The organism is Burkholderia sp. BCC0097, assembly GCF_902832985.1.
GTDB classification, from domain to species: domain Bacteria; phylum Pseudomonadota; class Gammaproteobacteria; order Burkholderiales; family Burkholderiaceae; genus Burkholderia; species Burkholderia orbicola.
The window spans coordinates 36,272-58,560 of sequence record NZ_CADFDM010000005.1; the positions used below are offsets into that span (position 1 = coordinate 36,272).

General features: G+C 68.2%; 15 protein-coding genes. 12 read left to right on the forward strand and 3 right to left on the reverse strand.

Features of this window, described 5'->3' with window-relative positions:
- Positions 1-145: 145 nt before the first annotated feature.
- From HWX07_RS17670 to HWX07_RS17680, 3 genes are all read left to right on the forward strand, one after another.
- Positions 146-1,897, forward strand: a complete 1,752-nt coding sequence (locus HWX07_RS17670; RefSeq protein ID WP_175877148.1) for an acyl-CoA dehydrogenase family protein — start codon at positions 146-148, stop codon at positions 1,895-1,897.
- Complete coding sequence (locus tag HWX07_RS17675; RefSeq protein ID WP_175877149.1) at positions 1,894-3,111, forward strand: CoA transferase; 1,218 nt, start codon at positions 1,894-1,896, stop codon at positions 3,109-3,111. The genes HWX07_RS17670 and HWX07_RS17675 overlap by 4 nt, the downstream gene beginning before the upstream one ends.
- Before the next feature lie 169 nt (positions 3,112-3,280).
- Positions 3,281-4,693 (forward strand): MFS transporter, encoded by a 1,413-nt coding sequence (locus tag HWX07_RS17680; RefSeq protein WP_175877150.1) that lies wholly within the window; start codon positions 3,281-3,283, stop codon positions 4,691-4,693.
- Positions 4,694-4,921: 228 nt separating this feature from the next.
- Here the strand turns inward: HWX07_RS17680 and HWX07_RS17685 are convergent, their stop codons facing one another.
- Both HWX07_RS17685 and argA read right to left on the reverse strand, forming a co-directional pair.
- Positions 4,922-5,197, reverse strand: a complete 276-nt coding sequence (locus tag HWX07_RS17685; RefSeq protein WP_006478357.1) for an oxidative damage protection protein — start codon at positions 5,195-5,197, stop codon at positions 4,922-4,924.
- 53 nt (positions 5,198-5,250) lie between these two features.
- Positions 5,251-6,630, reverse strand: a complete 1,380-nt coding sequence (gene argA / locus HWX07_RS17690) for an amino-acid N-acetyltransferase (protein ID WP_006497806.1) — start codon at positions 6,628-6,630, stop codon at positions 5,251-5,253.
- A 23-nt stretch (positions 6,631-6,653) separates the two neighbouring features.
- Here argA and hrpA point away from each other — a divergent pair, with 23 nt between their 5' ends.
- The 5 genes from hrpA to HWX07_RS17715 all read left to right on the forward strand — a co-directional run bounded on the left by hrpA (position 6,654) and on the right by HWX07_RS17715 (position 14,801).
- Complete coding sequence (gene hrpA / locus HWX07_RS17695) at positions 6,654-10,862, forward strand: ATP-dependent RNA helicase HrpA (protein WP_175877151.1); 4,209 nt, start codon at positions 6,654-6,656, stop codon at positions 10,860-10,862.
- Positions 10,863-11,054: 192 nt separating this feature from the next.
- Positions 11,055-12,044: a beta-propeller fold lactonase family protein gene (locus HWX07_RS17700; RefSeq protein ID WP_006478360.1), complete on the forward strand. Its 990-nt coding sequence runs from the start codon at positions 11,055-11,057 to the stop codon at positions 12,042-12,044.
- 16 nt (positions 12,045-12,060) lie between these two features.
- Positions 12,061-13,035 (forward strand): sterol desaturase family protein, encoded by a 975-nt coding sequence (locus tag HWX07_RS17705; RefSeq protein WP_023477463.1) that lies wholly within the window; start codon positions 12,061-12,063, stop codon positions 13,033-13,035.
- A 126-nt stretch (positions 13,036-13,161) separates the two neighbouring features.
- On the forward strand, positions 13,162-13,989 hold the full coding sequence (locus HWX07_RS17710) for an EI24 domain-containing protein (RefSeq protein ID WP_175877152.1): 828 nt from the start codon (positions 13,162-13,164) through the stop codon (positions 13,987-13,989).
- The gene (locus HWX07_RS17715; RefSeq protein ID WP_175877153.1) at positions 13,986-14,801 is read left to right on the forward strand and encodes a molybdopterin-binding protein; all 816 of its coding nucleotides are present in this window, start codon (positions 13,986-13,988) and stop codon (positions 14,799-14,801) included. Before HWX07_RS17710 ends, HWX07_RS17715 begins: the two co-directional genes overlap by 4 nt.
- Positions 14,802-14,919: 118 nt before the next feature.
- Here HWX07_RS17715 and HWX07_RS17720 read toward each other — a convergent pair whose 3' ends face one another.
- Positions 14,920-15,384, reverse strand: a complete 465-nt coding sequence (locus HWX07_RS17720; RefSeq protein ID WP_006478364.1) for a rhodanese-like domain-containing protein — start codon at positions 15,382-15,384, stop codon at positions 14,920-14,922.
- 407 nt (positions 15,385-15,791) lie between these two features.
- Here HWX07_RS17720 and glnA point away from each other — a divergent pair, with 407 nt between their 5' ends.
- The 4 genes from glnA to HWX07_RS17740 all read left to right on the forward strand — a co-directional run bounded on the left by glnA (position 15,792) and on the right by HWX07_RS17740 (position 22,257).
- A complete protein-coding gene (glnA, locus tag HWX07_RS17725; protein ID WP_011549441.1) occupies positions 15,792-17,207 on the forward strand; it encodes a type I glutamate--ammonia ligase in 1,416 nt (471 codons plus the stop codon).
- A 161-nt stretch (positions 17,208-17,368) separates the two neighbouring features.
- On the forward strand, positions 17,369-18,511 hold the full coding sequence (gene glnL / locus HWX07_RS17730) for a nitrogen regulation protein NR(II) (RefSeq protein WP_006478366.1): 1,143 nt from the start codon (positions 17,369-17,371) through the stop codon (positions 18,509-18,511).
- Between the two features lie 37 nt (positions 18,512-18,548).
- The gene (gene ntrC / locus HWX07_RS17735) at positions 18,549-20,060 is read left to right on the forward strand and encodes a nitrogen regulation protein NR(I) (protein WP_175877154.1); all 1,512 of its coding nucleotides are present in this window, start codon (positions 18,549-18,551) and stop codon (positions 20,058-20,060) included.
- Positions 20,061-20,148: 88 nt separating this feature from the next.
- The gene (locus HWX07_RS17740) at positions 20,149-22,257 is read left to right on the forward strand and encodes a prolyl oligopeptidase family serine peptidase (RefSeq protein WP_175877155.1); all 2,109 of its coding nucleotides are present in this window, start codon (positions 20,149-20,151) and stop codon (positions 22,255-22,257) included.
- The last annotated feature ends 32 nt before the right edge of the window (positions 22,258-22,289 follow it).

Here is a 22,289-nt window from a genome sequence, read left to right on the forward strand (position 1 = left end):
AAGCGATGTCTATCGTACCGGACAAATCCTGTATTGGACGCTTATCGATCGCGCGCCTACGCTCTGCGGGAGGCTCGATACCAGACCGGCCGGGCGCTGCGGCGCGCAGTCCGGCCGCTGCACCGGCAACCCAGGAGACGCACGCATGAACGACACCGCTCGCACGCCGGACACCGGCGCATCCAATATCCCCGATACCCGGGGCATCAATTTCTTCACCGTCGATCCGGATCTCGGTGCGTTGCTGAAGCTGCATCTCGGCGAGACACACTATGCCGAACTCGAGCCGCGGCTGCGCGCGCTCGGCGCGCGTGTGTCGGGCGAACTCGACGAATGGGCGTCGCGCGCGGACAAGCATCCGCCCGTGCTCGAGCACCGCAACCGGCGCGGCGAGGCCGTGCAGCGGATCGACAAGGACCCGGCGTACGTCGCGCTCGAACGTGTCGCGTATGCAGAGCTCGGGCTGGCATCACTGAGCCACGGCGCCGAAACCGTGCCGCCGCTCGTCAAGTACGCGCTGACGTTCCTGTTCGTGCAGGCGGAATTCGGGCTGTGCTGCCCGGTCAGCATGACCGATTCGCTGACGCGCACGCTGCGCCGCTTCGGCGATCCCGCGCTGGTCGCGCGCTACCTGCCGAGGCTCGCATCGCGCGACTTCGACACGCTGTACCAGGGCGCGATGTTCATGACCGAGCAGGCGGCCGGCTCCGACGTCGGCCATATCGCGACGCGCGCGACCTGCGAAACCGACGCGCACGGCGAGCCCGTCTGGCGCCTGACCGGCGACAAGTGGTTCTGCTCGAACGCGGACGCCGATCTCGCGATGGTGCTCGCACGGCCCGACGGCGCGCCGGACGGCATCAAGGGCCTCGCGCTGTTCCTGCTGCCGAAGACGCTGCCGGACGGCACGCGCAACCGCTACCGGATCGTGCGCCTGAAGGACAAGCTCGGCAGTCGTTCGATGGCCAGCGGCGAGATCGCGCTCGAAGGCGCGCAGGCGTACCTGATCGGCGAGATCGGCCGCGGCTTTCACCAGATGGCCGACATGATCAACATGTCGCGGCTGTCGAACGGCGTGCGCGCGGCGGGGCTGATGCGGCGCGCGCTGAACGAAGCGCTGCACGTCGCCGCGCATCGCGAGGCGTTCGGCCGCAAGCTGATCGAGATGCCGCTGATGCAGCGCCAGTTGATGAAGATGCTGCTGCCGGCCGAGGCCGCGCGCGCGATGTTCATGCAGATCGCGCTGCTGCTGCCGCAGGCCGACGCGGGCGACGAGCAGGCCGCGCGCTGCGTGCGGATCCTGACGCCGCTGATCAAGTTCCGCGCCTGCCGCGACGCGCGCCGCGTGACGGGCGACGCGATGGAAGTGCGCGGCGGCACCGGCTATATCGAGGAATGGAGCGATGCGCGGCTCGTGCGCGACGCACACCTCGGTTCGATCTGGGAAGGCACGAGCAACATCGTCGCACTCGACGTCGCGCGCGCCGCGCAGCGCGAGCATGCGCTCGACGCGCTGCGCACGTTCCTTGGCGATCGCCTGGGCGCGGCACCGCTGCCCGAGGCGAGCCGCACGGCGTTGCGGCGCATTCTTGCGCGGGCGTGCGATGCGCTTGCGAGGGTGGCCGGGGAAGGCGACGACGCGCGCGTGCGGCAGGCCGCGTCCGCGCTGTACTACGCGAGCGCGGCCGTGCTGATGGCTTGCGAGGGCGCGCGGCTCGCGCCGGATTTCCGGCGTCTCGCGCTCGCGCACCTGATCCTGCGCTACAAGCTGTTGCCGATCGATCCGCTCGCGCCGGCCCCGCGCGACGACGAATCGACCGCGTCCGACGCGCTGCTGCGCGGCCTGCCGGTCGCGCTCGACATGGCACTCGACCTGCTGCCGGAGGTCGAGCGATGAGCACGACGACGGCGAACACGACGCGCGGCGCACTGGACGGCCTGAAGGTCGTCGACCTGAGCCGGGTGCTCGGTGGCCCGTACTGCACGCAGGCGCTCGCCGACCACGGTGCGACGGTGGTCAAGATCGAGCCGCCCGCCGGCGACGAGACGCGCGGCTGGGGGCCGCCGTTCCTCGGCGACACGGCGTGGTACTTCATGGGCGTGAACCGCAACAAGGAAGGGTTGGCGCTCGACCTGTCGCACGACGAAGGGCGCGCGATCCTGTGGCGCCTGCTCGAAGAAGCGGACGTGCTCGTCGAGAATTTCAAGCCGGGCACGCTCGCGCGCTGGGGGATGGACTACGCACGCGACCTGCAGCCGCGCTTCCCGCGCCTGATCCACTGCGCGGTGACGGGCTTCGGCGACGACGGTCCGCTCGGCGGGCTGCCGGGCTATGACGCGGTGATCCAGGCGATGGCCGGGCTGATGAGCGTCAACGGCGAACGCGACGGCGACGCGACCCGCATCGGCTTGCCGATCGTCGACATGGTCACGGGGCTCAACGCGCTCGCCGGCATCCTGCTGGCGCTCGCGGAGCGCGAGAAGAGCGGGCGCGGGCAGTCGATCGACGTCGCGCTGTACGACTGTGGCGTGTCGCTGCTGCATCCGCACCTGCCGAATTTCTTCGGGTCGGGCCGCGTGCCGGAACGCAGCGGCAACGCGCATCCGAACATCGCGCCGTACGACAGCTACCGCACGGCGACCGTGCCGATTTTCCTCGCGGTGGGCAACGACCGGCAGTTCGCGCGATTGGTCGCGCATCTCGGCGCGCCGACGCTCGCCGCCGATCCGCGCTTCGTCGACAACCGCAGCCGCTGCGCGCACCGGCCCGAGCTGAAGGCCGAGCTGGAAGCGCGGCTCGTCGCGCACGCATGCGAGCCGCTCGCGCGCGACCTGATGGCGGCCGGCGTGCCGTGCGGGCCGGTGCGCACGGTGGCCGACGTCGCGCATGATCCGCATGCGCTGCATCGCAACCTGTTCGTCGAGATCGGCGCGTATCGCGGCACCGCGTCGCCGGTGAAGCTGTCGCGCACGCCGGCCACCTACCGTTCGGCGCCGCCCGCGCTCGGCCGCGACACGCGCGCGGTGCTCGATCGGCTCGGCGTCGATCGCGCGCTTCAGCAACGACTGCTCGACGCCGGCGTGCTGAAGGTCGCGCCGGACGAGACGTGACGGGCGAGGGCATCCGCAGACGAGCGTCGTCCAGAACCGACCGATTGCAACATCAACACCGACGCCAGTCAACGCAACGTAGCGCAACCCCGCCAGCCGGCGGCGCAAGGCCGGCCATCCGGCAACGCGCGCGACAGTCGCGCCGCCGATCACAAACATGGAGACATCGATGAGCCGTCCGCAATCCCCACCCACCGCGCAGCCGCGGCCCGGCCGCGCCGCCCTCGCGGCGTTCGTCGGCACCACGATCGAGTGGTACGACTTCTACATCTACGGCACGGCCGCGGCGCTCGTGTTCGGCAAGGTGTTCTTTTCGAGCACGATGGACCCCGGCGTCGCGACGCTGCTCGCGTTCGTCACGTTCTGGGCCGGCTTCGCCGCTCGGCCGCTCGGCGGGATCGTGTTCGGCCATCTCGGCGATCGCGTCGGCCGCAAGACCGCGCTCGTCATCACGCTGGTGATGATGGGGCTCGCGACGACCGGCATCGGCCTGCTGCCCGGTTACGCGTCGATCGGCGTCTGGGCGCCCGCGGGCCTCGTCGTGCTGCGCGTGCTGCAGGGCATCGCGGTCGGCGGCGAGTGGGGCGGCGCGGTGCTGATCGCGAGCGAGAATGCACCGAAGCATCGCAGCATCCTGTATGCGGCGTTCGCGCAGCAAGGCTCGCCCACCGGCAACCTGCTGGCCACGGCGGCATTCTTCGCGCTGAGCACGTTGCCGACCCCGTCGTTCCTGATGTGGGGCTGGCGCATTCCGTTCCTGCTGTCGGCCGTGCTCGTGATCATCGGCATGGTGATCCGGCTGAGGCTCGAGGAGTCGGTCGACATGCAGCGCGTGCTCGCGCGCAAGCGCACGGTGAAGCTGCCGCTGCGCGACGTCGTGCGCGACCACTGGGTCGTCGTGCTGCTCGCGGCCGGCACGCTGCCGGTGATCAACGTCACGTATTTCCGCAGCACGTTCGCGCTGTCGTGGGCGACCAAGGAGCTCGGCTACGCGCAGGGCACGTTCCTCGGCATCCTGTCGATCTCGCTCGTCGTGCAATTCCTGATGCAGCCGGTCGGCGCGTGGTTCGTGTCGAAGGTCGACATGCGGCGCGCGATGTGCTGGATCCTGATCCCGGAAATCGTGCTGATGCCCGTGATGTTCCATGCGCTCGCGACGCGTTCGTACTGGGTTGCCGTCGCGGGCATGTGCATTTCGACGATTCCGTCGGCGATGTTCTACGGCGCGGTCGGCGGCGTGCTCGCACGCGTGTTTCCGGCCAACATCCGCTATACGGGCCTGTCGCTCGCGTATCAGTTGAGCGCGCTGGTCGTCGGCGGCGGCACGCCGGTGCTCGCGCAGGCGATCCTCAATGCGACCGGCAGCATCGTCGGCGTCGCGATCGCGTCGGGGCTGTACGCGCTCGTGTCGCTGGCGTGCATGCTGGCGCTACTCAATCGCACCGGATATCGCGCCGACGAGCTGTCGAGCGCCGAGCGTGGCGATGCGGCCGAGTGGGGCACCGAAGGCGCGAGCGCCGATCGTCCGGTCGGCGAGCCGGCGCAGCCGGACGATCGCGGCACGTTGAAACCGGCGGGGTGAGCCGGGGAGGCTCGGCGTGATTCGGCACGCTGGCGATGCGGCGATTCGGTGATTCGGCGCTCCGTCGGCCTCGCGCGCCGCACCGAGCGTGCGTCGCGCGGCGTCGGCTCGCACCGGATCACGCGTCCCAAAAGCAAACGGCACCGTGCGATCCACGGTGCCGTTCGGGCGTTTGCTTCAAGTCACGACGAGATCGGCGCTGCCGGCCGTCGCGAGTCGAGCGTCGCTTCAGCCTTCCGTCGGCGGCACGTAGCCGGACGCCTGGTCGGCGCCGTCGCCGAAGAAGTACTTCTCCGTCTGCTTCATCAGGTACTGGCGCGCACGCGGGTCGGCCATGTTCAGGCGGTTTTCGTTGATCAGCATCGTTTGCTGCTTGAGCCAGCCTTGCCACGCTTCCTTCGAGACGCTCTCGTAAATGCGCTTGCCGAGTTCGCCCGGCAGCGGCGGGAAATCGAGGCCTTCGGCTTCCTTGCCGAGCTTCGCGCATTGAATCATTCGAGCCATCGTGTACTTCTCCTGTAATCGGTGTCTGGGGGGAAGGGCAGTCGTGCCTGCGCTCAGAGCTGCTTCATCAGCACGAGCGACTTGCGCTGCCAGTTATAGAGTTTGCGACGGTCTTCCGGCAGGTCGTCGACGCTGACCTTGACGAAGCCGCGCTTGAGGAACCAGTGCTCGGTGCGCGTCGTGAGCACGAAGATGTGCGTGAGGCCACGCGCGCGGGCGCGCTGCTCGATGCGCTTGAGCAGGCGTTCGCCGTCGCCCGAGCCCTGCGCTTCCGGCGCGACCGTCAGGCACGCCATCTCGCCGATCTTCTCCTGCTGGTACGGGTACAGCGCCGCGCAGCCGAACAGCACGCCATCGTGCTCGATCACCGAGAAGTGGTCGATGTCGCGTTCGATCTGGTGGCGGCCGCGCCGCACGAGCGTGCCGTCGGACTCGAGCGGCTCGATCAGCGACAGGATGCCGCCGACGTCGTCCGGCGTCGCCTCGCGCAGGCTTTCGAGGTTCTCGTACGAGATCATCGTGCCGACGCCGTCGTGCAGGAACAGTTCGAGCAGCATGCTGCCGTCGAGCGACTGCGGGATCAGGTGGGCACGCGTCACGCCGCCGCGGCATGCGCGGATCGAGTGCTTCAGGAAGAACGCGTCGTCGCCCTGGATGTTGCCGGAATCGAGCAGCTCGGCCGCCGCGTCGAGCGACATTTCGCGCACCAGCTCGCCTTCGTCGTCGACGATGCCGGGCCCGTCGGTCAGGAAGATGATCTTGTCGGCGCGCAGCGCGATCGCGGCCGCCGACGCCACGTCTTCCATCGACAGGTTGAAGGCCTCGCCGGTCGGCGAGAAACCGAGCGGCGACAGCAGCACGAGCTTGCGGCTCGCGAGCGAATGACGGATCGATTCGGCGTCGATCTTGCGCACGATGCCCGTGTGCGCGAAATCGACCCCGTCGAGAATCCCCACCGGCCGCGCGGTCACGAAGTTGCCGGACACGACGCTGATGTGCGCGTGCGCCATCGGCGAGTTCGGCAGACCCTGGCTGATCGCGGCCTCGATGTCCAGACGCACTTCGCCGGCCGCTTCCTTCGCCGATTCGAGCGCGCGCGCATCGGTGATGCGCAGCCCGTGCGAAAACTCGGATTCGACACCGTGCAGGCTCAGCTGCTCCTCGACCTGCGGGCGCGAGCCGTGCACCAGCACGATCTGGATGCCCATCGCCTGCAACAGCGCGATGTCGGAGACGAGCGCATTCAGCAGACCCTGCTGCACCACCTCGCCGCCGAACCCCACGACGAACGTGCTGTTGCGGAACTTGTGGATATAGGGCGCGACGGAGCGCATCCAGTCGACGAACTGCGCGTGGCTGGCGGCCGAATCGTCGGCGGCCGGCGGCGTCGCGGCGCCGGTCTGGGCGGGAGGGAGGTCGGTTTGGGAATTCATGGGCGGGATTATAATGCGCCCCCATGTCGAATGTTTCTAAAAGTCCCGCGCCGACGCGGGCCAATACGCCGTCGGCGAAGCACCCGGATGGTGCGGCCGATGCGCGCGAGCAGCAGGGCCAGCCGCCGCGCCAGCAGCAGGGCACGCCGGCGGGCAAGCCGGCACCCGCGCCGCGCGGGCCGCGCAATGACGAACGGCGCGGCGACGCGCGCCAGCCGGCCGCGAAGGGCGCGCCGCCGGCAACGGGCGAGCGCGCCCCGCGCCGCGAACGTGCGCCGCGTGCCGCGGTGGCACCGAATCCCGTCCCGCCGATCACGTACCCCGAAAGCCTGCCCGTGTCGGGCAAGCGCGACGAAATCGCGCGCGCGATCGCCGGTCATCAGGTTGTCATCGTCTGCGGCGAAACCGGCTCGGGCAAGACCACGCAGTTGCCGAAGATCTGTCTCGATCTCGGCCGCGGCCTCGGCGCCGGCGGCACGGGCCTGATCGGCCATACGCAGCCGCGGCGCCTGGCCGCATCGTCGACCGGCCGCCGCATCGCCGAGGAACTCGGCACGCCGTTCGGCGAGGTGGTCGGCTACAAGGTGCGCTTCACCGACAACCTCGCGCCGGGCGCGTCCGTCAAGCTGATGACGGACGGCATCCTGCTCGCCGAGACACAGACCGATCCGCTGCTGAAGGCGTACGACACGCTGATCATCGACGAGGCGCACGAGCGCAGCCTGAACATCGACTTCCTGCTCGGCTACCTGAAGGAAATCCTGCCGCGGCGGCCGGACCTGAAACTGATCGTCACGTCCGCGACGATCGACGCCGACCGCTTCGCGCGCCATTTCGGCACCGACGAACGTCCGGCACCCGTGATCGAGGTGAGCGGGCGGCTGTATCCGGTCGAGATGCGCTACCGCCCGGTGGCCGAGGATCGCCCGGCGGTCAAGAACGCCGAAGGCACGGGCGGCCGCGATCGCGTGAAGACCGCGCGCGAAGCCGAGCGCGACCTGATGGACGCGATCGTCGACGCGGTCGACGAGCTGTGCCGCGAGGGCCCCGGCGACGTGCTGGTGTTCCTGCCCGGCGAGCGCGAGATCCGCGAGGCGGCCGAGGCGCTGCGCAAGCACCATCCGCCGCACACCGAGATCCTGCCGCTGTTCGCGCGGCTGTCGGCGGCCGACCAGGACAAGGTGTTCAAGGCGTCGAACGCGCGCCGCATCGTGCTCGCGACCAACGTGGCCGAAACCTCGCTGACGGTGCCGGGCATCCGCTACGTGGTCGACACCGGCCTCGCGCGCGTGAAGCGCTATTCGTACCGGAACAAGGTCGAGCAGCTGCAGGTCGAGTCGATCTCGCAGGCCGCCGCGAATCAGCGCGCGGGCCGCTGCGGCCGCGTGGCCGACGGCGTGTGCATCCGCTTGTACGAGGAAAGCGACTATCAGGCGCGCGCACGCTTCACCGACCCGGAAATCCTGCGCTCGTCGCTCGCGTCGGTGATTCTGCGGATGAAGTCGCTGCACTTGACGGCGATCGAATCGTTCCCGTTCCTCGAGCCGCCGCCCGGCCGCGCGATCGCGGACGGCTACCAGTTGCTCAACGAACTCGGCGCGGTCGACGACGACAACGCGCTGACGCCGCTCGGCCGCGAACTCGCACGGTTGCCGCTCGACCCGCGCGTCGGCCGGATGATTCTAGCCGCGCGCGACCAGCAGTCGCTGCGCGAGGTGCTGATCATCGCGAGCGCGCTGTCCGTGCAGGACCCGCGCGACCGCCCGATCGAAGCGCAGGAGCAGGCCGACCAGGCGCATCGCCGGTTCGCCGACGAGCGCTCCGAATTCCTGCAGTGGCTGAAGATCTGGGCGTGGTTCGAAGAGGCCGTCGCGCACAAGAAGTCGAATCGCCAGCTGATCGACGCGTGCCGGCAGAACTTCCTGTCGCACCTGCGGCTGCGCGAATGGCGCGATGTTCATTCGCAGTTGCTGACGGTCGTGCGCGAGCACGGCTGGCGGCTCAACGAAGTCGAGGCCACCTACGAGCAGATTCATCTGGCCCTGTTGACGGGCCTGCTCGGCAACCTCGGGATGAAGGCCGACGACGATCCGCATTACCTCGGCGCGCGCGGGATCAAGTTCTACCTGTGGCCGGGCTCCGCGCTCGCGAAGAAGGCCGGCCGCTGGGTGATGGCGGCCGAGCTGGTCGAGACGAGCCGGCTGTACGCGCGCTGCCTCGCGAAGATCGAGCCCGAGTGGGTGGAGAAGATCGGCGCGCACCTGCTGAAGAAATCACTGTCGGAGCCGCACTGGGAGAAGCGTCCCGCGCAGGTCAGCGCATTCGAGCGCGCGACGCTGTACGGGCTGCCGATCTACCACCGGCGGCGCGTCGCGTTCGGCAAGCAGGACCCGGCGCGCGCCCGCGAGCTGTTCATCCGCGGCGCGCTGGTCGAAGGCGAATTCGACACGAAGCTGCCGTTCTTCGCGCACAACCGCAAGCTGCTCGCCGACATCGAGCAGCTCGAGCACAAGTCGCGCCGGCAGGACGTGCTGGTCGACGACGAGCTGATCTACGCGTACTACGACCAGGCGATTCCGGAAGGCATCCACACGGGCGCCGCGTTCGAGCGCTGGTATCGCGACGAGGTGAAGAAGGGCGGCCAGGCGGACGACAAGCAGCGGCTGCTGTACCTGTCGCGCGACGACCTGATGCGCCACGAGGCGGCCGGCGTGACGACCGACCTGTTCCCGAAGCGCGCGACGATGGCCGGCGTCGAGATGGCGCTCACGTATCACTTCGAGCCGGGCACGCCGCGCGACGGCGTGACGCTCGCGGTGCCGCTCTACGCGCTGAACCAGGTCGACGCGCGCCGCTGCGAGTGGCTCGTGCCGGGGATGCTGAAGGAGAAGGTGCAACTGCTCCTGAAGTCGCTGCCGCAGAAGCTGCGCCGGCACTGCGTGCCGCTGCCCGAGTACGCGGCCGGCTTCGTCGAGCGGATGGGCCGCGAGCGCTTCGGTGCCGGCGGGCTCGTCGAGGCGCTGATCGCCGACGTGCGCGGCGAAACCCAGGTCGCGATGAAAACGGCCGACTTCAAGCTCGAGACGCTGCCCGCGCACCTGTTCATGAACTTCAAGGTGATCGACGAGCACGGCCGCCAGCTTGCGATGGGGCGCAATCTCGCGCAGCTTCGCCAGGAACTGGGCGCGCAGGCGCAGCAACAGTTCCAGAAGATCGCGGCGGCGTCGACGATCGCCACCGGCGGCGCCGATGCCGGCGCGGGCGACGCAGGCGACACGCCGGCGCCCGCTGCCGCGTCGGGTTCGGCGGCGAAGGGCGGCAAGCCGGGCAAGGGCGCGGCGCCGCAGACGGCCACCGCGGCGGAAACCGGCGCAACCGCGCTGTACGAGAACCTGACGACGTGGAATTTCGGCAAGCTGCCCGAGCTGCTGGAAATCCGCCGGCGCGGCCAGACGCTGTACGGCTATCCGGCGCTTGTCGACCGCGGCACGCATTGCGACGTCGAGGTGTTCGATTCGCCGGAGGAGGCCGCGCGCATCCACCGGGCCGGCTTGCGGCGGCTGTTCGCGCTGCAGCTGAAGGAGCCGATCAAGTTCCTGGAAAAGAACCTGCCGGGCCTGCGCGAGATGGCGATGCAGTACATGTCGCTCGGCACGCAGGACGAGCTGCGCGACCAGCTGATCGACACGGCGCTCGACCGCGCGTGCCTGCAGGACCCGCTGCCCGACGACGACGCGAGTTTCCACGCGCGCCGCGACGAGGGCCGCAGCCGCCTGAACCTGCTCGCGCAGGAAATCGCGCGGCTCGTCGGGCAGATCCTGGCCGAATACGCGGGCCTCGTGAAGAAGCTCGCGCAGGCGAAGCCGTTCGCGCAGGCCCATGCGGATCTGCAGCAGCAACTGGCCGCGCTGGTCGGCAAGCGCTTCGTGATCGACACGCCTTACGCGCAGCTTGCGCACTTCCCGCGCTACCTGAAGGGCATCGCGCTGCGCATCGACAAGCTGAAGGCCGATCCGGCGCGCGACGCGAAGCAGTCGGCCGACCTGCTGCCGCTTGCCCAGCAGTACCAGCGCGCGGTGTCGCAGCGCGGCGGCGTCGCCGATGCGCGGCTCGCGGAATTCCGCTGGCTGCTCGAGGAACTGCGGATTTCGCTGTTCGCGCAGGAACTGCGCACGCCGATGCCGGTCTCTGTCAAGCGTCTGCACAAGGTCTGGGAGTCGATGCAGCGCTAGCGCTGCATCGGTTGGCCGGCCCTGGGCGGGCGGCCGCCCAGGGCCTTTGCCCGAGGCGCCTGCCGCGGCGGCTCGTCCGGCCGTCGCGGCCTGCGGCGAGGTGACGCGAAAGCGGCGCAATGCCGGCATGGGTCAACCGGCGGGGCCCGCCGAACGTTCTACAATGACTGCTGTTCCACGACGTGAGTCTTCATGCGCACTTTCCTTTCCCTCGGCCGCACGCTCGCGCTGGCCGCCGCCGTCCTGGCGCCCGCCGCCCACGCGAATAACGTGATCGTCCTCAATTCGGCCGAAGCGACGCTTTCCCTGATCGACCAGCAGACCCGCGAAGTCGTTTCCACGATGCCGACCGGCAAGGAACCGCACCATTTGATGGCGACGCCCGACAATGCGTCGCTGATCGTCGCAAATTCGGTCTCGAACAGCCTGATGTTCCTCGATCCGAAGACGGGCAAGCTGCAACGCACCGTCGAAGGGATCGACGATCCTTACCAGCTCGGTTTCTCGCCCGACCGCAAGTGGTTCGCGGCGGCCGGCCTGCGGCTCGACCGCGTCGACATCTACGGCTACGACGGCCGCGACCTGAAGCTCGTGAAACGCGTGCCGCTCGCGGTGATGCCGAGCCATCTCGCGTTCACGAAGGACAGCAAGACGCTGCTCGTGTCGCTGCAGGTGTCCGGCGAGATCGCGGCGATCGACCTGCCCACGCAGACGGTCAAATGGAAGATGAAGGTCGGCAAGGTGCCGGCCGGCCTGTGGCTCACGCCGGACGACAAATTCCTGCTCGTCGGGATGACCGGCGCGGATTACGTCGCGGTCGTCGACTGGCGCAACCAGAAGGTCGTCAAGCAGATCTACACGGGCAAGGGCGCGCACAACTTCCGCTCGCTCGCCGACGGCACGCACGTCGCCGTGACGAACCGCGTCGCGAACACGATCAGCATCATCGACGAGAACACGCTCACCAACGTCGGCGACATCACGGGCCTGCTGCCGGGCCCCGACGACATGGAGCTGTCCGCCGACAAGAAGACGCTGTGGGTGACGTTCCGTTTCGCGAAGAAGGTCGGGATCATCGACCTGGCCTCGCGCAAGCTGGTGCAGACGATCGCCGTCGGCCGCTCGCCGCACGGCATCTACTTCTACGACCGCGCGCCGTGGAGAGCGGCGAACGGCGCGTGACGGGCGGAGGCGAACGATGCTGCACCTGATCGATGCGTTCGTGTCGGACATCCAGACCTGGCTGTACGTCGACGTCGTGCAGCCGCTCCTCTTCAAGTTCAACCTGATGGACTATGACGAGGACACCTACGACGCGCTGTACTGGGTGATCATCGGCGCGCTGCAGATGGTGCTCATGTTCGCGCTGCTGCGCCCGCTCGAGGCGCTGCTGCCGGTCGAGCGCTGGAAGAACCGCCGCGCGGTGCGGGTCGACGTGATCTACACGGCGATCTCGAAGCTCGGCATCTACACGCTGTTCTTCTTCTTCGCGCTGCAGCCGGTGTTCGACAACTTCCAGGCGTGGCTGCGCCTGCACGGCGTCGCGAACGTCAACCTCGACTATCTGTGGCCGGGCGTGACCTCGCAGCCGATCGTCGCGTTCGCGATCTACCTCGTCGTGCTCGATTTCGCCGGCTACTGGTATCACCGCTGGCAACACAAGTTCGGCGTCTGGTGGGAGCTGCACGCGGTCCATCACAGCCAGCGCCAGATGTCGCTGTGGTGCGACGACCGCAACCATCTGCTCGACGACGTGCTCCAGTCGTGCTTCTTCGCGGCGATCGCGCTCGTGATCGGCGTGACGCCGTCGCAGTTCGTCGTGCTCACCGCGGTCACGAACTTCGTGCAGAGCATCCAGCATACGAATGCGCGGCTGTCGTTCGGCTGGCTCGGCGAGCGCCTGCTCGTCAGCCCGATCTTCCACCGCCGCCACCATGCGGTCGGCTATGGCCACGAAGGCACCAAGTACGGCTGCAACTTCGGCGTGCTGTTCCCGTGGTGGGACATGATGTTCGGCACCGCGTCGTGGAGCCGCACGGTCGAGCCGACCGGCATCCGCGAGCAGGTCGAGGGCGTGTCCTATGGCGACGGCTTCTGGTCGCAGCACGGCCTGGCGTTCGTGCGGATCTTCCGGCGCCTGTTCCCCGCCAAGCGCGGCGCGGCGTCGGCCTGATCCCGATCCGGCCGTTCTCCCGTTGAACGACCTTTCCACGCGGCCCGCATGCGCTTTGGCGCATGCGGGCCGCGTGGTTTATCCTTTCCCCGTTTTTCTCCGTCAATCCAGATTCCATAGGCTCGCATGAACGACTTGCTGCGTTCCTTCGTCCGGGCGCTCGTCAGCGCGCTGCACCCGCGCATGCTGTGGCTCACCCTGATGCCGTTCGTCGTGTCGGCGCTGCTGTGGGGCGCCGTGCTGTGGTTCTCGTGGCAGACGCTGCTGGATCTCGCGCGCGGCGCGCTCGACGGCTTCGTGCTGACGACCATGCTGTATCGCGCGTTCGATGCGATCGGCATGTCGCAGCTGCATGCGGTCGTCGCGCCGTTCGTGGTTGTGTCGCTCGCGATCCCGCTGATCGTGCTGACCGTGCTGCTGCTGATCGCGACGATCTCGATGCCGGTCGTGATCAAGCACCTGTCGAATCGCCAGTTCGCGGCGCTCGAGGCGAAACGGGGCGGCACCTTCTTCGGCAGCGTGGTCAATTCGCTCGGCGCGGCGATCGTCGGCGTCGTGCTGCTCGTCGTCACGATCCCGCTGTGGCTGATCCCGCCGTTCTTCGCGCTGCTGCCGCCGGTGATCTGGGGCTGGCTCACGTACCGCGTGATGACCTACGACGCGCTCGCGCTGCATGCGAGCCGCGACGAGCGCCGCGCGCTGGTGCGCCGGCACCGCTGGCCGCTGATCGGCATCGGCGTCGCGACCGGGCTGCTCGGCACCGTGCCGACCTTCGTGTGGGTCTCGTCGGTCTGGATGATGGTGCTGTTCCCGTTCGTCGCGGCCGCCATGATCTGGGTTTACGCTTTCATCCTCGTCTTCTCGGCGCTGTGGTTCGGGCACTACTGCCTGCGCGCGCTGGAAGACCTGCGCGCGAGTGCGCGCGCCACCGCAATCGACATGGGGCAGGCATGAGCATCGGCATCATCATCATCGGCGACGAAATCCTTTCGGGCCGCCGGCAGGACAAGCATCTGGCGAAGGTCATCGAGCTGCTCGGCGCGCGCGGCCTCGCGCTCGACTGGGCCGAATACGTCGGCGACGATCCGGCCCGCATCACCGCGACGCTCGCGCGCGCGATCGCATCGGGCGACATCGTGTTCTCGACGGGCGGGATCGGCGCGACGCCGGACGATCATACGCGCCAGTGCGCGGCCGCCGCGCTCGGCGTGCCGCTCGAGCTGCATCCGGAAGCGAAGGCGCTGATTTCGGAACGCATTCGCGAAACGCATGCCGATCCGGCCACGCCGGTCGACTTCGAGTCGCCGGAAAACCAGCATCGCTTCAACATGGGCGTGTTCCCGGCCGGCGCGACGATCATCCCGAACGGCTACAACCGGATTCCCGGCTTCTCGGTCGGCGATCTCCACTTCGTGCCGGGCTTCCCGGTAATGGCGTGGCCGATGATCGAATGGGTGCTCGATACGAAGTACGCGCACCTGCATCACGCGACGCCGCATGCCGAGCGCTCGCTGTACGTGTTCGAACTGCCGGAATCGACGCTCACGCCGTTGATGGAGAAGATCGAGCGCGATTTCCCCGGCGTGCGCGTGTTCAGCCTGCCGAGCGTCGGCGACGCGGAGCGCGGCGGCATCTATGCGCGCCGTCACATCGATCTCGGCGTGAAGGGCGAGCCGGAAGCGGTCGCGGCCGCGTTCGTGAAGCTGCGCGAAGGCGTGCACCTGCTCGGCGGCGACGTCGTCGAGCCCGATACGCCGCGCGCCTGAGCGGCCTGCAACGCCGCGCCTTGTCAAAAGCAACGGGCCGCGCAACGCGGCCCGTCATCGGCATGTCATCGCCCGGCTCGACGATGAGGTCGTCGCAGCCGGCGTGAGCGGCGCGCGCTCAGGCGCCGATCCACGGCAGTTTGCGGAAGCACCAGCCGTCGACCGTCTTGCGGTGGCCTTCGGCGTCCTTCGCGCCTTCGAAGCCTTCGAGCAGGTCGAACGCCTTCGTGAAGCCGGCCTGCGCGGACGCGACCGCGGCGAGCTTCGAGCGCGCGGCGCTGCGGCACAGGAACAGGATGGGCGTATCGGCCGGGAGGGCCGCCTTCAGTTCGTTGACGAATTCGGCGTTCGGCACGCCGCCCGGGTAACGCGTCCATTCGAGGTGCAGGTACTGGCCGTCGCCGACGAGGGGGCGGCCGATCCAGTCGAGCTCGGCGCGTGTGCGCACGTCGACGAGGCGCGCCGACGGGTCGAGCTGCAGCAGTTCGAATGCTTCGACCGGCAGCAGCGCGCCGGCATAGTTGAGCGCGCCTTGTGCGCGGCGTTCGTCGGCCTTCGCGTAAAGCTGGTCCAGCGTACTCATGGCAGGGGGTCTCCGTATCGGTCAAACGATCATTCTAGCGCGACGTCGCGGCACGGACGTCCGCAGGCGACGCGGTGCACGGGTCGTACACGCGCTCACCAAAAGAGTGCAGAATGGCGCGAATGCACCAAGTTGATTCGCTGGAAGCGACAGGGTTCGATGATTGCACCACGTCGGTGCTATCGGGGCGGGACCGATGGCGCGTGAAGCCCCGGAATCGCGCAGCGCAGCCCTGTCGTGGCGAGCTCTGACGCGATTCGCGCCGATCCTGCGTGAAGGTGGCACGGAAGCTGCTATATAGAATTCGGTCGAATCGGGGCGCGCTGCGCCAAAGCAAGACCCCGGTCAGCTCGATAAACGAGGCGGTTTCCCAGTCCGCCGGAATTGTTCAATCAGGAGAAGAGGTTATGAGTAAAACCGTCGCCGACGTCATGCAGCTCGTGAAGGACGAGGACGTCAAGTTTGTCGATTTCCGCTTCACGGATACGCGCGGCAAGGAACAGCACGTGTCGGTGCCGGTTTCGGCGTTTGACGAAGACAAGTTCGAAAGCGGTCATGCATTCGACGGTTCGTCGATCGCGGGCTGGAAGGGCATCGAGGCGTCGGACATGCTGCTCATGCCGGACCCGACCGCAGCCTTCGTCGACCCGTTCTACGAAGAGTCGACCCTCGTGCTGACCTGCGACGTGGTCGAGCCGGCCGACGGCAAGGGCTACGAGCGCGACCCGCGTTCGCTCGCGAAGCGCGCGGAAGCCTACCTGAAGAGCACGGGCATCGGCGACACGGCGTACTTCGGTCCGGAACCGGAATTCTTCATTTTCGACTCGGTCCAGTGGAACACGGACATGTCGGGCTGCTTCGTGAAGATCAACTCGGAAGAAGCACCGTGGTCGGCCGGCAAGGAATTCGAAGGCGGCAACACCGGCCACCGTCCGGGCACGAAGGGCGGCTACTTCCCGGTCGCGCCGGTCGACACGTTCCAGGACATGCGTTCGGAAATGTGCCTGCTGCTCGAACAGCTCGGCATCCCGGTCGAAGTGCACCACCACGAAGTGGCGGGCCAGGGCCAGAACGAAATCGGCACGAAGTTCTCGACGCTGGTTCAGCGCGCCGACTGGACGCAATGGTCGAAGTACATCATCCATAACGTCGCGCACTCGTACGGCAAGACGGCGACGTTCATGCCGAAGCCGGTCGTCGGCGACAACGGTTCGGGCATGCACGTTCACCAGTCGATCTGGAAGGACGGCCAGAACCTGTTCGCGGGCAACGGCTACGCCGGCCTGTCGGAACTGGCGCTGTTCTACATCGGCGGCATCATCAAGCACGCCCGTGCGCTGAACGCGATCACGAACCCGACGACGAACTCGTACAAGCGTCTGGTCCCGCACTTCGAAGCACCGGTCAAGCTCGCCTACTCGGCACGCAACCGTTCGGCATCGATCCGCATTCCGCACGTGTCGAACCCGAAGGGCCGCCGTATCGAAACGCGCTTCCCGGATCCGATGGCGAACCCGTACCTGCTGTTCTCGGCGCTGATGATGGCCGGCCTCGACGGGATCCAGAACAAGATCCATCCGGGCGAGGCAGCCGACAAGAACCTGTACGACCTGCCGCCGGAAGAGGATGCAAAGATCCCGACCGTCTGCGCGGGCCTCGACCAGGCACTGGAAGCGCTCGACAAGGATCGCGAGTTCCTGACCCGTGGCGGCGTGTTCACGGACAGCATGCTCGACGCGTACCTCGCGCTGAAGGAGCAGGAGCTGGCGAAGTTCCGCATGACGACGCACCCGATCGAGTTCGAGATGTACTACTCGCTCTAATCGGCGATGGCGCTTCGATTCAGCGCCGTCATGCCGGTTCGTTCCCGTCGCGCGGCTGGCGGCGGGAACGGCGGAGTCTGAAAGGGGACGGCGTCCGGCCGTCCCTTTTTTGTTCCGACGATTTTCATTTTCTGGCCCGGTGAGGCGCGACAAGCACGCAGATGGTTCTGAAGAATCTGATCAAGGCGAAAACGGGGCAGCCCGAACGACTGACGGACGACGAGCGGCTCGCGCGTTCGGGTCTGCTGGCGGGGCTCGAAGCGCTGCCGACGGTCGTGATCGTGCTCGACCGCAAGACGCTGCGGGTCGCGTTCGCGAACCCGTCCGCGGAGGCGATGCTCGACATCTCGCGGCGGCAACTCGCACAGCGGCCGTGGGGCGAGATTTTCCCGAACGCGAACGAGCTCGCGTCGACGATCACCGCGATCGGCCAGGAACGCTTTCACGCGACGCACCTCGATACCGTGCTCGACCGGCCCGGCCGCGAACCGCTGCACGTGCATGCGATCGTCGGCTTCCTCGAGAGCGCGCCCGATTTCGTGCTCGTCGAGCTGTTCGAGAACGAACGGCAGTCGCGCACCGATCGGGAAGAGCGCATCCACGACCTGACCGCGGTCAACAAGCAACTGATCCGCAACCTCGCGCACGAGATCAAGAATCCGCTCGGCGGCATTCGCGGCGCAGCCCAGCTGCTCGAATTCGAACTGGGCGAGCGCGAGCGCGGCGAGTTGCGCGAATACACGCAGGTGATCATCAAGGAGTCCGATCGCCTGCAGACGCTCGTCGACCGGCTGCTGGAGCCGCACCGGCATCCGCACATCGTCGGCGACGTGAACATTCATGAAGTGTGCGAACGCGTGCGCGCGGTGATGCTCGCGGAATTCCCGCGCGGGCTCACGATCGAGCGCGATTACGACGTGAGCGTGCCGGACCTGCGCGGCGACAAGGAGCAGTTGATCCAGGCGCTGCTCAACATCGTGCGCAACGCCGCGCAGGCGCTGCGCGAACGGATCGCGCAGGGCGACGCGAAGATCGAGCTGCGCACGCGCATCGCGCGCAAGATCACGATCGCGAAGCGTCTGTACAAGCTGGCACTGGACTTGCACGTGGTCGATAACGGGCCCGGCATTCCGGAAGAGATCCGCGACCGGATCTTCTACCCGCTCGTGTCCGGACGCGACGACGGCAGCGGCCTCGGCCTCACGCTCGCACAGACGTTCGTGCAGCAGCACGACGGAATGATCGAGGTCGAAAGCCGGCCCGGACGTACCGAATTTCAGATTCTGCTGCCGCTCGACCATTGAGCGGCGACAGTGCGATTCACCCATACCTGACCGACCTATGAAGCCGATCTGGATAGTAGACGACGACCAATCGATCCGCTGGGTGCTTGAAAAGGCACTCGCCCGGGACAGCTTCGCGACGAAGAGCTTCGCGAACGTGCGCGATGCGCTGGCCGCGCTCGACCACGAGACGCCGCAGGTGCTCGTGTCCGACATCCGGATGCCGGGCGGCTCGGGCCTCGAGTTGCTGCAGGCGATGCACGAGCGGCTGCCGGGCCTGCCCGTCATCATCATGACGGCGTTCTCCGATCTCGACAGCGCCGTCGCGGCGTTTCAGGGCGGTGCGTTCGAATACCTCGCGAAGCCGTTCGACGTCGACAAGGCGGTCGAGCTGATCCGCCGCGCGGTGGAAGAAAGCCTGCGCGGCGGCGCGCCGCAGGACGAGCGCGTGGCCGAGGCGCCCGAGATGCTCGGCCAGGCGCCCGCGATGCAGGACATGTTCCGCGCGATCGGCCGGCTGTCGCATTCGGCCGCGACCGTGCTAATCACCGGCGAGTCGGGCACCGGCAAGGAGCTCGTCGCACGGGCGCTGCACCGTCACAGTCCGCGCGCGAACGGGCCGTTCATCGCGCTGAACACGGCGGCGATTCCGAAGGATCTGCTCGAATCCGAACTGTTCGGCCACGAGCGCGGCGCGTTCACCGGCGCGCAGACGACGCGGCAGGGCCGCTTCGAGCAAGCCGAGAACGGCACGCTGTTCCTCGACGAAATCGGTGACATGCCGTTCGATCTGCAGACGCGCCTGTTGCGCGTGCTGTCGGACGGGCAGTTCTACCGCGTCGGCGGGCACAACCCGCTGCGCGCGAACGTGCGCGTGATCGCCGCGACGCACCAGAATCTCGAGTCGCGCGTGCGGCAGGGGCTGTTCCGCGAGGATCTTTATCACCGGCTCAACGTGATCCGGCTGCGTCTGCCGCCGCTGCGCGAACGCAGCGAGGACATCGCGCTGCTCACGCGCCACTTCCTGCAGAAGAGCGCGCGCGATCTCGGCGTCGAGCCGAAGCGCGTGTCGGACGACGCGCTCGCGTACCTCACGTCGCTGCCGTTTCCTGGCAACGTGCGGCAGCTCGAGAATCTCGCCAACTGGCTGACCGTGATGGCGCCCGCGCAGACGGTCGAGATCAAGGATCTGCCGCCCGACCTCGTGCCGGCCGGTGCGCCCGTGGCGACGGGCGAAGGCGCGGACGCGCACGGCAGCGGCGGCCACGTGGCCGCGGTGCCTGCCGCGATCGGTGCAGCGCCGACGGCCGCGCCCGTCGCGAGCGCGGCGAACGGCAGCGCGCCGGCCGGCTACCCGCTGTGGGAGCACGGGCTGCGCACCGAAGTCGCGCGGCTGTTGCGGGAGAACTCGGCCGACGTGATGGACGAACTCGCACGCCGCTTCGAGGCCGCCGTGATCCGCGAGGCGCTCGACTTCACGCGCGGTCGCAAGGTCGAGGCCGCGGAGCGGCTCGGCATCGGCCGCAACACGATCACGCGCAAGATCCAGGAACTCCATCTGGAGCCCTGAGCACGATTCGCGGCATGCGCGGGCCCGCGCATGCCGCGATCGGACATAATCGCGGTTTGCACGCCGTTTGCCATTCCGCCGATCATCAATGTCCGAATCCTTCCGCTGGCCCGCCGGGGCCGACCCGTTCCGTTTCCTCGAAGCACTCGACAGCAAGCGCGCCCGCACGTGGGTCGACGAGCAGAATGCGCGCACCCGCGCCGCGCTGCGCGACGACGATGCCTATCGCGCGCTGACCGCGCGTCTCGCGAAAGCGTATCTGCCGCGTGAACGCCCGGTGATTCCGACCCGCTGGCGCGACTGGGCGTACGACCTGTGGCAGGACGATCTCCATCCGAAGGGACTCTGGCGCCGCACGCGCTGGGCCGACTGGCGGGCTGGCCAGCCGGCCTGGGAAACGCTGCTCGACATCGACGCGCTCGGCGCGGAGGAGGGCGAGTCGTGGGTGTTCGAGCAGGAGGCGATCCTGTATCCGGACGGCGATCGCGTGCTGCTGTCGCTGTCGCCGGGCGGCGCCGATGCGGTCGTCGTGCGCGAATTCGATCTCGTCGAGCGCCGGTTCGTCGACGGCGGTTTCACGATCGACGCGCCGGGCCATCACACGGTCGGCTGGATCGACCGCGATACCGTGTACGTGAGCTGGGATCGCGGCGAAGCGCATGCGACCGCCGCCGGTTATCCGTATGAAGCGCGGCGCTGGGTGCGCGGCACGGCGCTTGCCGACGCGCCCGTCGTGTTCAGCGGCGAACCGGACGACATCAGCGCGGGCGCGTGGTACGACCCGATCGACCGCCGCCATGTCGCGTGGCGCAGCGTCGATTTCTTCGACGCGCACGCGTACTGGTTAAACGACGCGGGCGAATGGGCGCGCTACGACGTGCCGACGCATGTCGAGGTCGGGTTCTGGGAGGGCTGGCTCGTGCTGGAGCCGCGCCTCGACTGGGATTGCGACGGCGTGCGCCACGCGGGCGGCTCGCTGCTCGCGATCCGCGAAGAGGCGTTCCTCGCCGGCGCGCGCGAATTCACGACGCTGTTCGCCCCGAGGCCGACGACGTCCGCCTGTACGTGGACGCACACGCGCACGACGCTGATCGCGAGCTGGCTCGACGACGTGCACAACCGCACGATGCTGTGGCAGCCGAAGCAGGCCGACGACGGGTCATGGACGTGGGATGCGCGACCATTCGACTGGCCCGGCGACGCGCAGATCGACGTCGAGCCCGTCGAGTCGACGCTGAACGACGAGGTGTACGTCGACGTCGATACCTATCTCGACCCGCCCGAATGCTGGCTGGCCGATCTGGCCGATCGCGCGGACGATGCGCCGTCGCGCCGCGTGCTGCTCGACCGGCCGCCGGTGCAGTTCGACGCGGCCGGGCTTGTCGTACGCCGCGCGAGCGCGCGTTCGCGCGACGGCACGGTCGTGCCGTACACGCTGATCGGGCCGCGCGATGCGCTCGACGCACCGCAAGGCGGTGCGCGCGTCGCGCGGCCGTGCCTGCTGTCGGGCTATGGCGGCTTCGCGATTCCGAACCTGCCGGGCTACAGCGATGCGTTCGGCATCGGGTGGCTCGAACGCGGCGGCGTGATGGCGTTCGCGCACATCCGCGGCGGCGGCGAGTTCGGGCCGCGCTGGCATACCGACGCGCAGCGAGAACACCGTCAGCGTTCGTTCGACGATTTCATCGCGGTCGCCGAGGATTTGATTGCGACCGGCGTGACGAGCGCCGCGCAGTTGGGGATCGAAGGCGGCAGCAACGGCGGGCTGCTGGTCGCCGCGTGCATGATGCAGCGGCCGGAGCTGTTCGGCGCGGTGCTGTGCCGCGTGCCGCTGCTCGACATGCAGCGCTATCCGAGGCTGCACGCGGGCGCCGCATGGCTCGACGAATACGGCGATCCGGACGATCCGCGCGAAGGCGCGGCGCTGGCTGCGTATTCGCCGTATCACCGCGTGCGTGAAGGTGTCGTGTATCCACCGTTGCTGCTGACGACGTCGACGCGCGACGACCGCGTGCATCCCGCGCATGCACGCAAGATGGCCGCGCGCATGCATGCGCTCGGTCACGAACGGGTGTGGTACTGGGAGAACACCGACGGCGGCCACGGCAGCGCCGACGATCTCGAACGCGCGGAAGCCGATGCGGCCGAATTCGGCTTCCTGTGGGCCCATCTCGGGCCGGCGCCCGCGCGGCGCTGATCGCGCGCGGGCCGCCTGGGGGCCTGTTGTCA

What these genes read in the sequence shown, in the direction of transcription:
- HWX07_RS17670 (WP_175877148.1), top strand. Translation starts at nt 146, where the DNA reads ATGAACGACACCGCTCGCACGCCGGACACCGGCGCATCCAATATCCCC.
- glnL (WP_006478366.1), top strand. Translation starts at nt 17,369, where the DNA reads ATGGTTCTGAAGAATCTGATCAAGGCGAAAACGGGGCAGCCCGAACGA.
- HWX07_RS17715 (WP_175877153.1), top strand. Translation starts at nt 13,986, where the DNA reads ATGAGCATCGGCATCATCATCATCGGCGACGAAATCCTTTCGGGCCGC.
- argA (WP_006497806.1), bottom strand. Translation starts at nt 6,630, where the DNA reads ATGAATTCCCAAACCGACCTCCCTCCCGCCCAGACCGGCGCCGCGACG.
- HWX07_RS17680 (WP_175877150.1), top strand. Translation starts at nt 3,281, where the DNA reads ATGAGCCGTCCGCAATCCCCACCCACCGCGCAGCCGCGGCCCGGCCGC.
- glnA (WP_011549441.1), top strand. Translation starts at nt 15,792, where the DNA reads ATGAGTAAAACCGTCGCCGACGTCATGCAGCTCGTGAAGGACGAGGAC.
- HWX07_RS17720 (WP_006478364.1), bottom strand. Translation starts at nt 15,384, where the DNA reads ATGAGTACGCTGGACCAGCTTTACGCGAAGGCCGACGAACGCCGCGCA.
- HWX07_RS17710 (WP_175877152.1), top strand. Translation starts at nt 13,162, where the DNA reads ATGAACGACTTGCTGCGTTCCTTCGTCCGGGCGCTCGTCAGCGCGCTG.
- HWX07_RS17740 (WP_175877155.1), top strand. Translation starts at nt 20,149, where the DNA reads ATGTCCGAATCCTTCCGCTGGCCCGCCGGGGCCGACCCGTTCCGTTTC.
- HWX07_RS17700 (WP_006478360.1), top strand. Translation starts at nt 11,055, where the DNA reads ATGCGCACTTTCCTTTCCCTCGGCCGCACGCTCGCGCTGGCCGCCGCC.
- HWX07_RS17705 (WP_023477463.1), top strand. Translation starts at nt 12,061, where the DNA reads ATGCTGCACCTGATCGATGCGTTCGTGTCGGACATCCAGACCTGGCTG.
- ntrC (WP_175877154.1), top strand. Translation starts at nt 18,549, where the DNA reads ATGAAGCCGATCTGGATAGTAGACGACGACCAATCGATCCGCTGGGTG.
- HWX07_RS17685 (WP_006478357.1), bottom strand. Translation starts at nt 5,197, where the DNA reads ATGGCTCGAATGATTCAATGCGCGAAGCTCGGCAAGGAAGCCGAAGGC.
- HWX07_RS17675 (WP_175877149.1), top strand. Translation starts at nt 1,894, where the DNA reads ATGAGCACGACGACGGCGAACACGACGCGCGGCGCACTGGACGGCCTG.
- hrpA (WP_175877151.1), top strand. Translation starts at nt 6,654, where the DNA reads ATGTCGAATGTTTCTAAAAGTCCCGCGCCGACGCGGGCCAATACGCCG.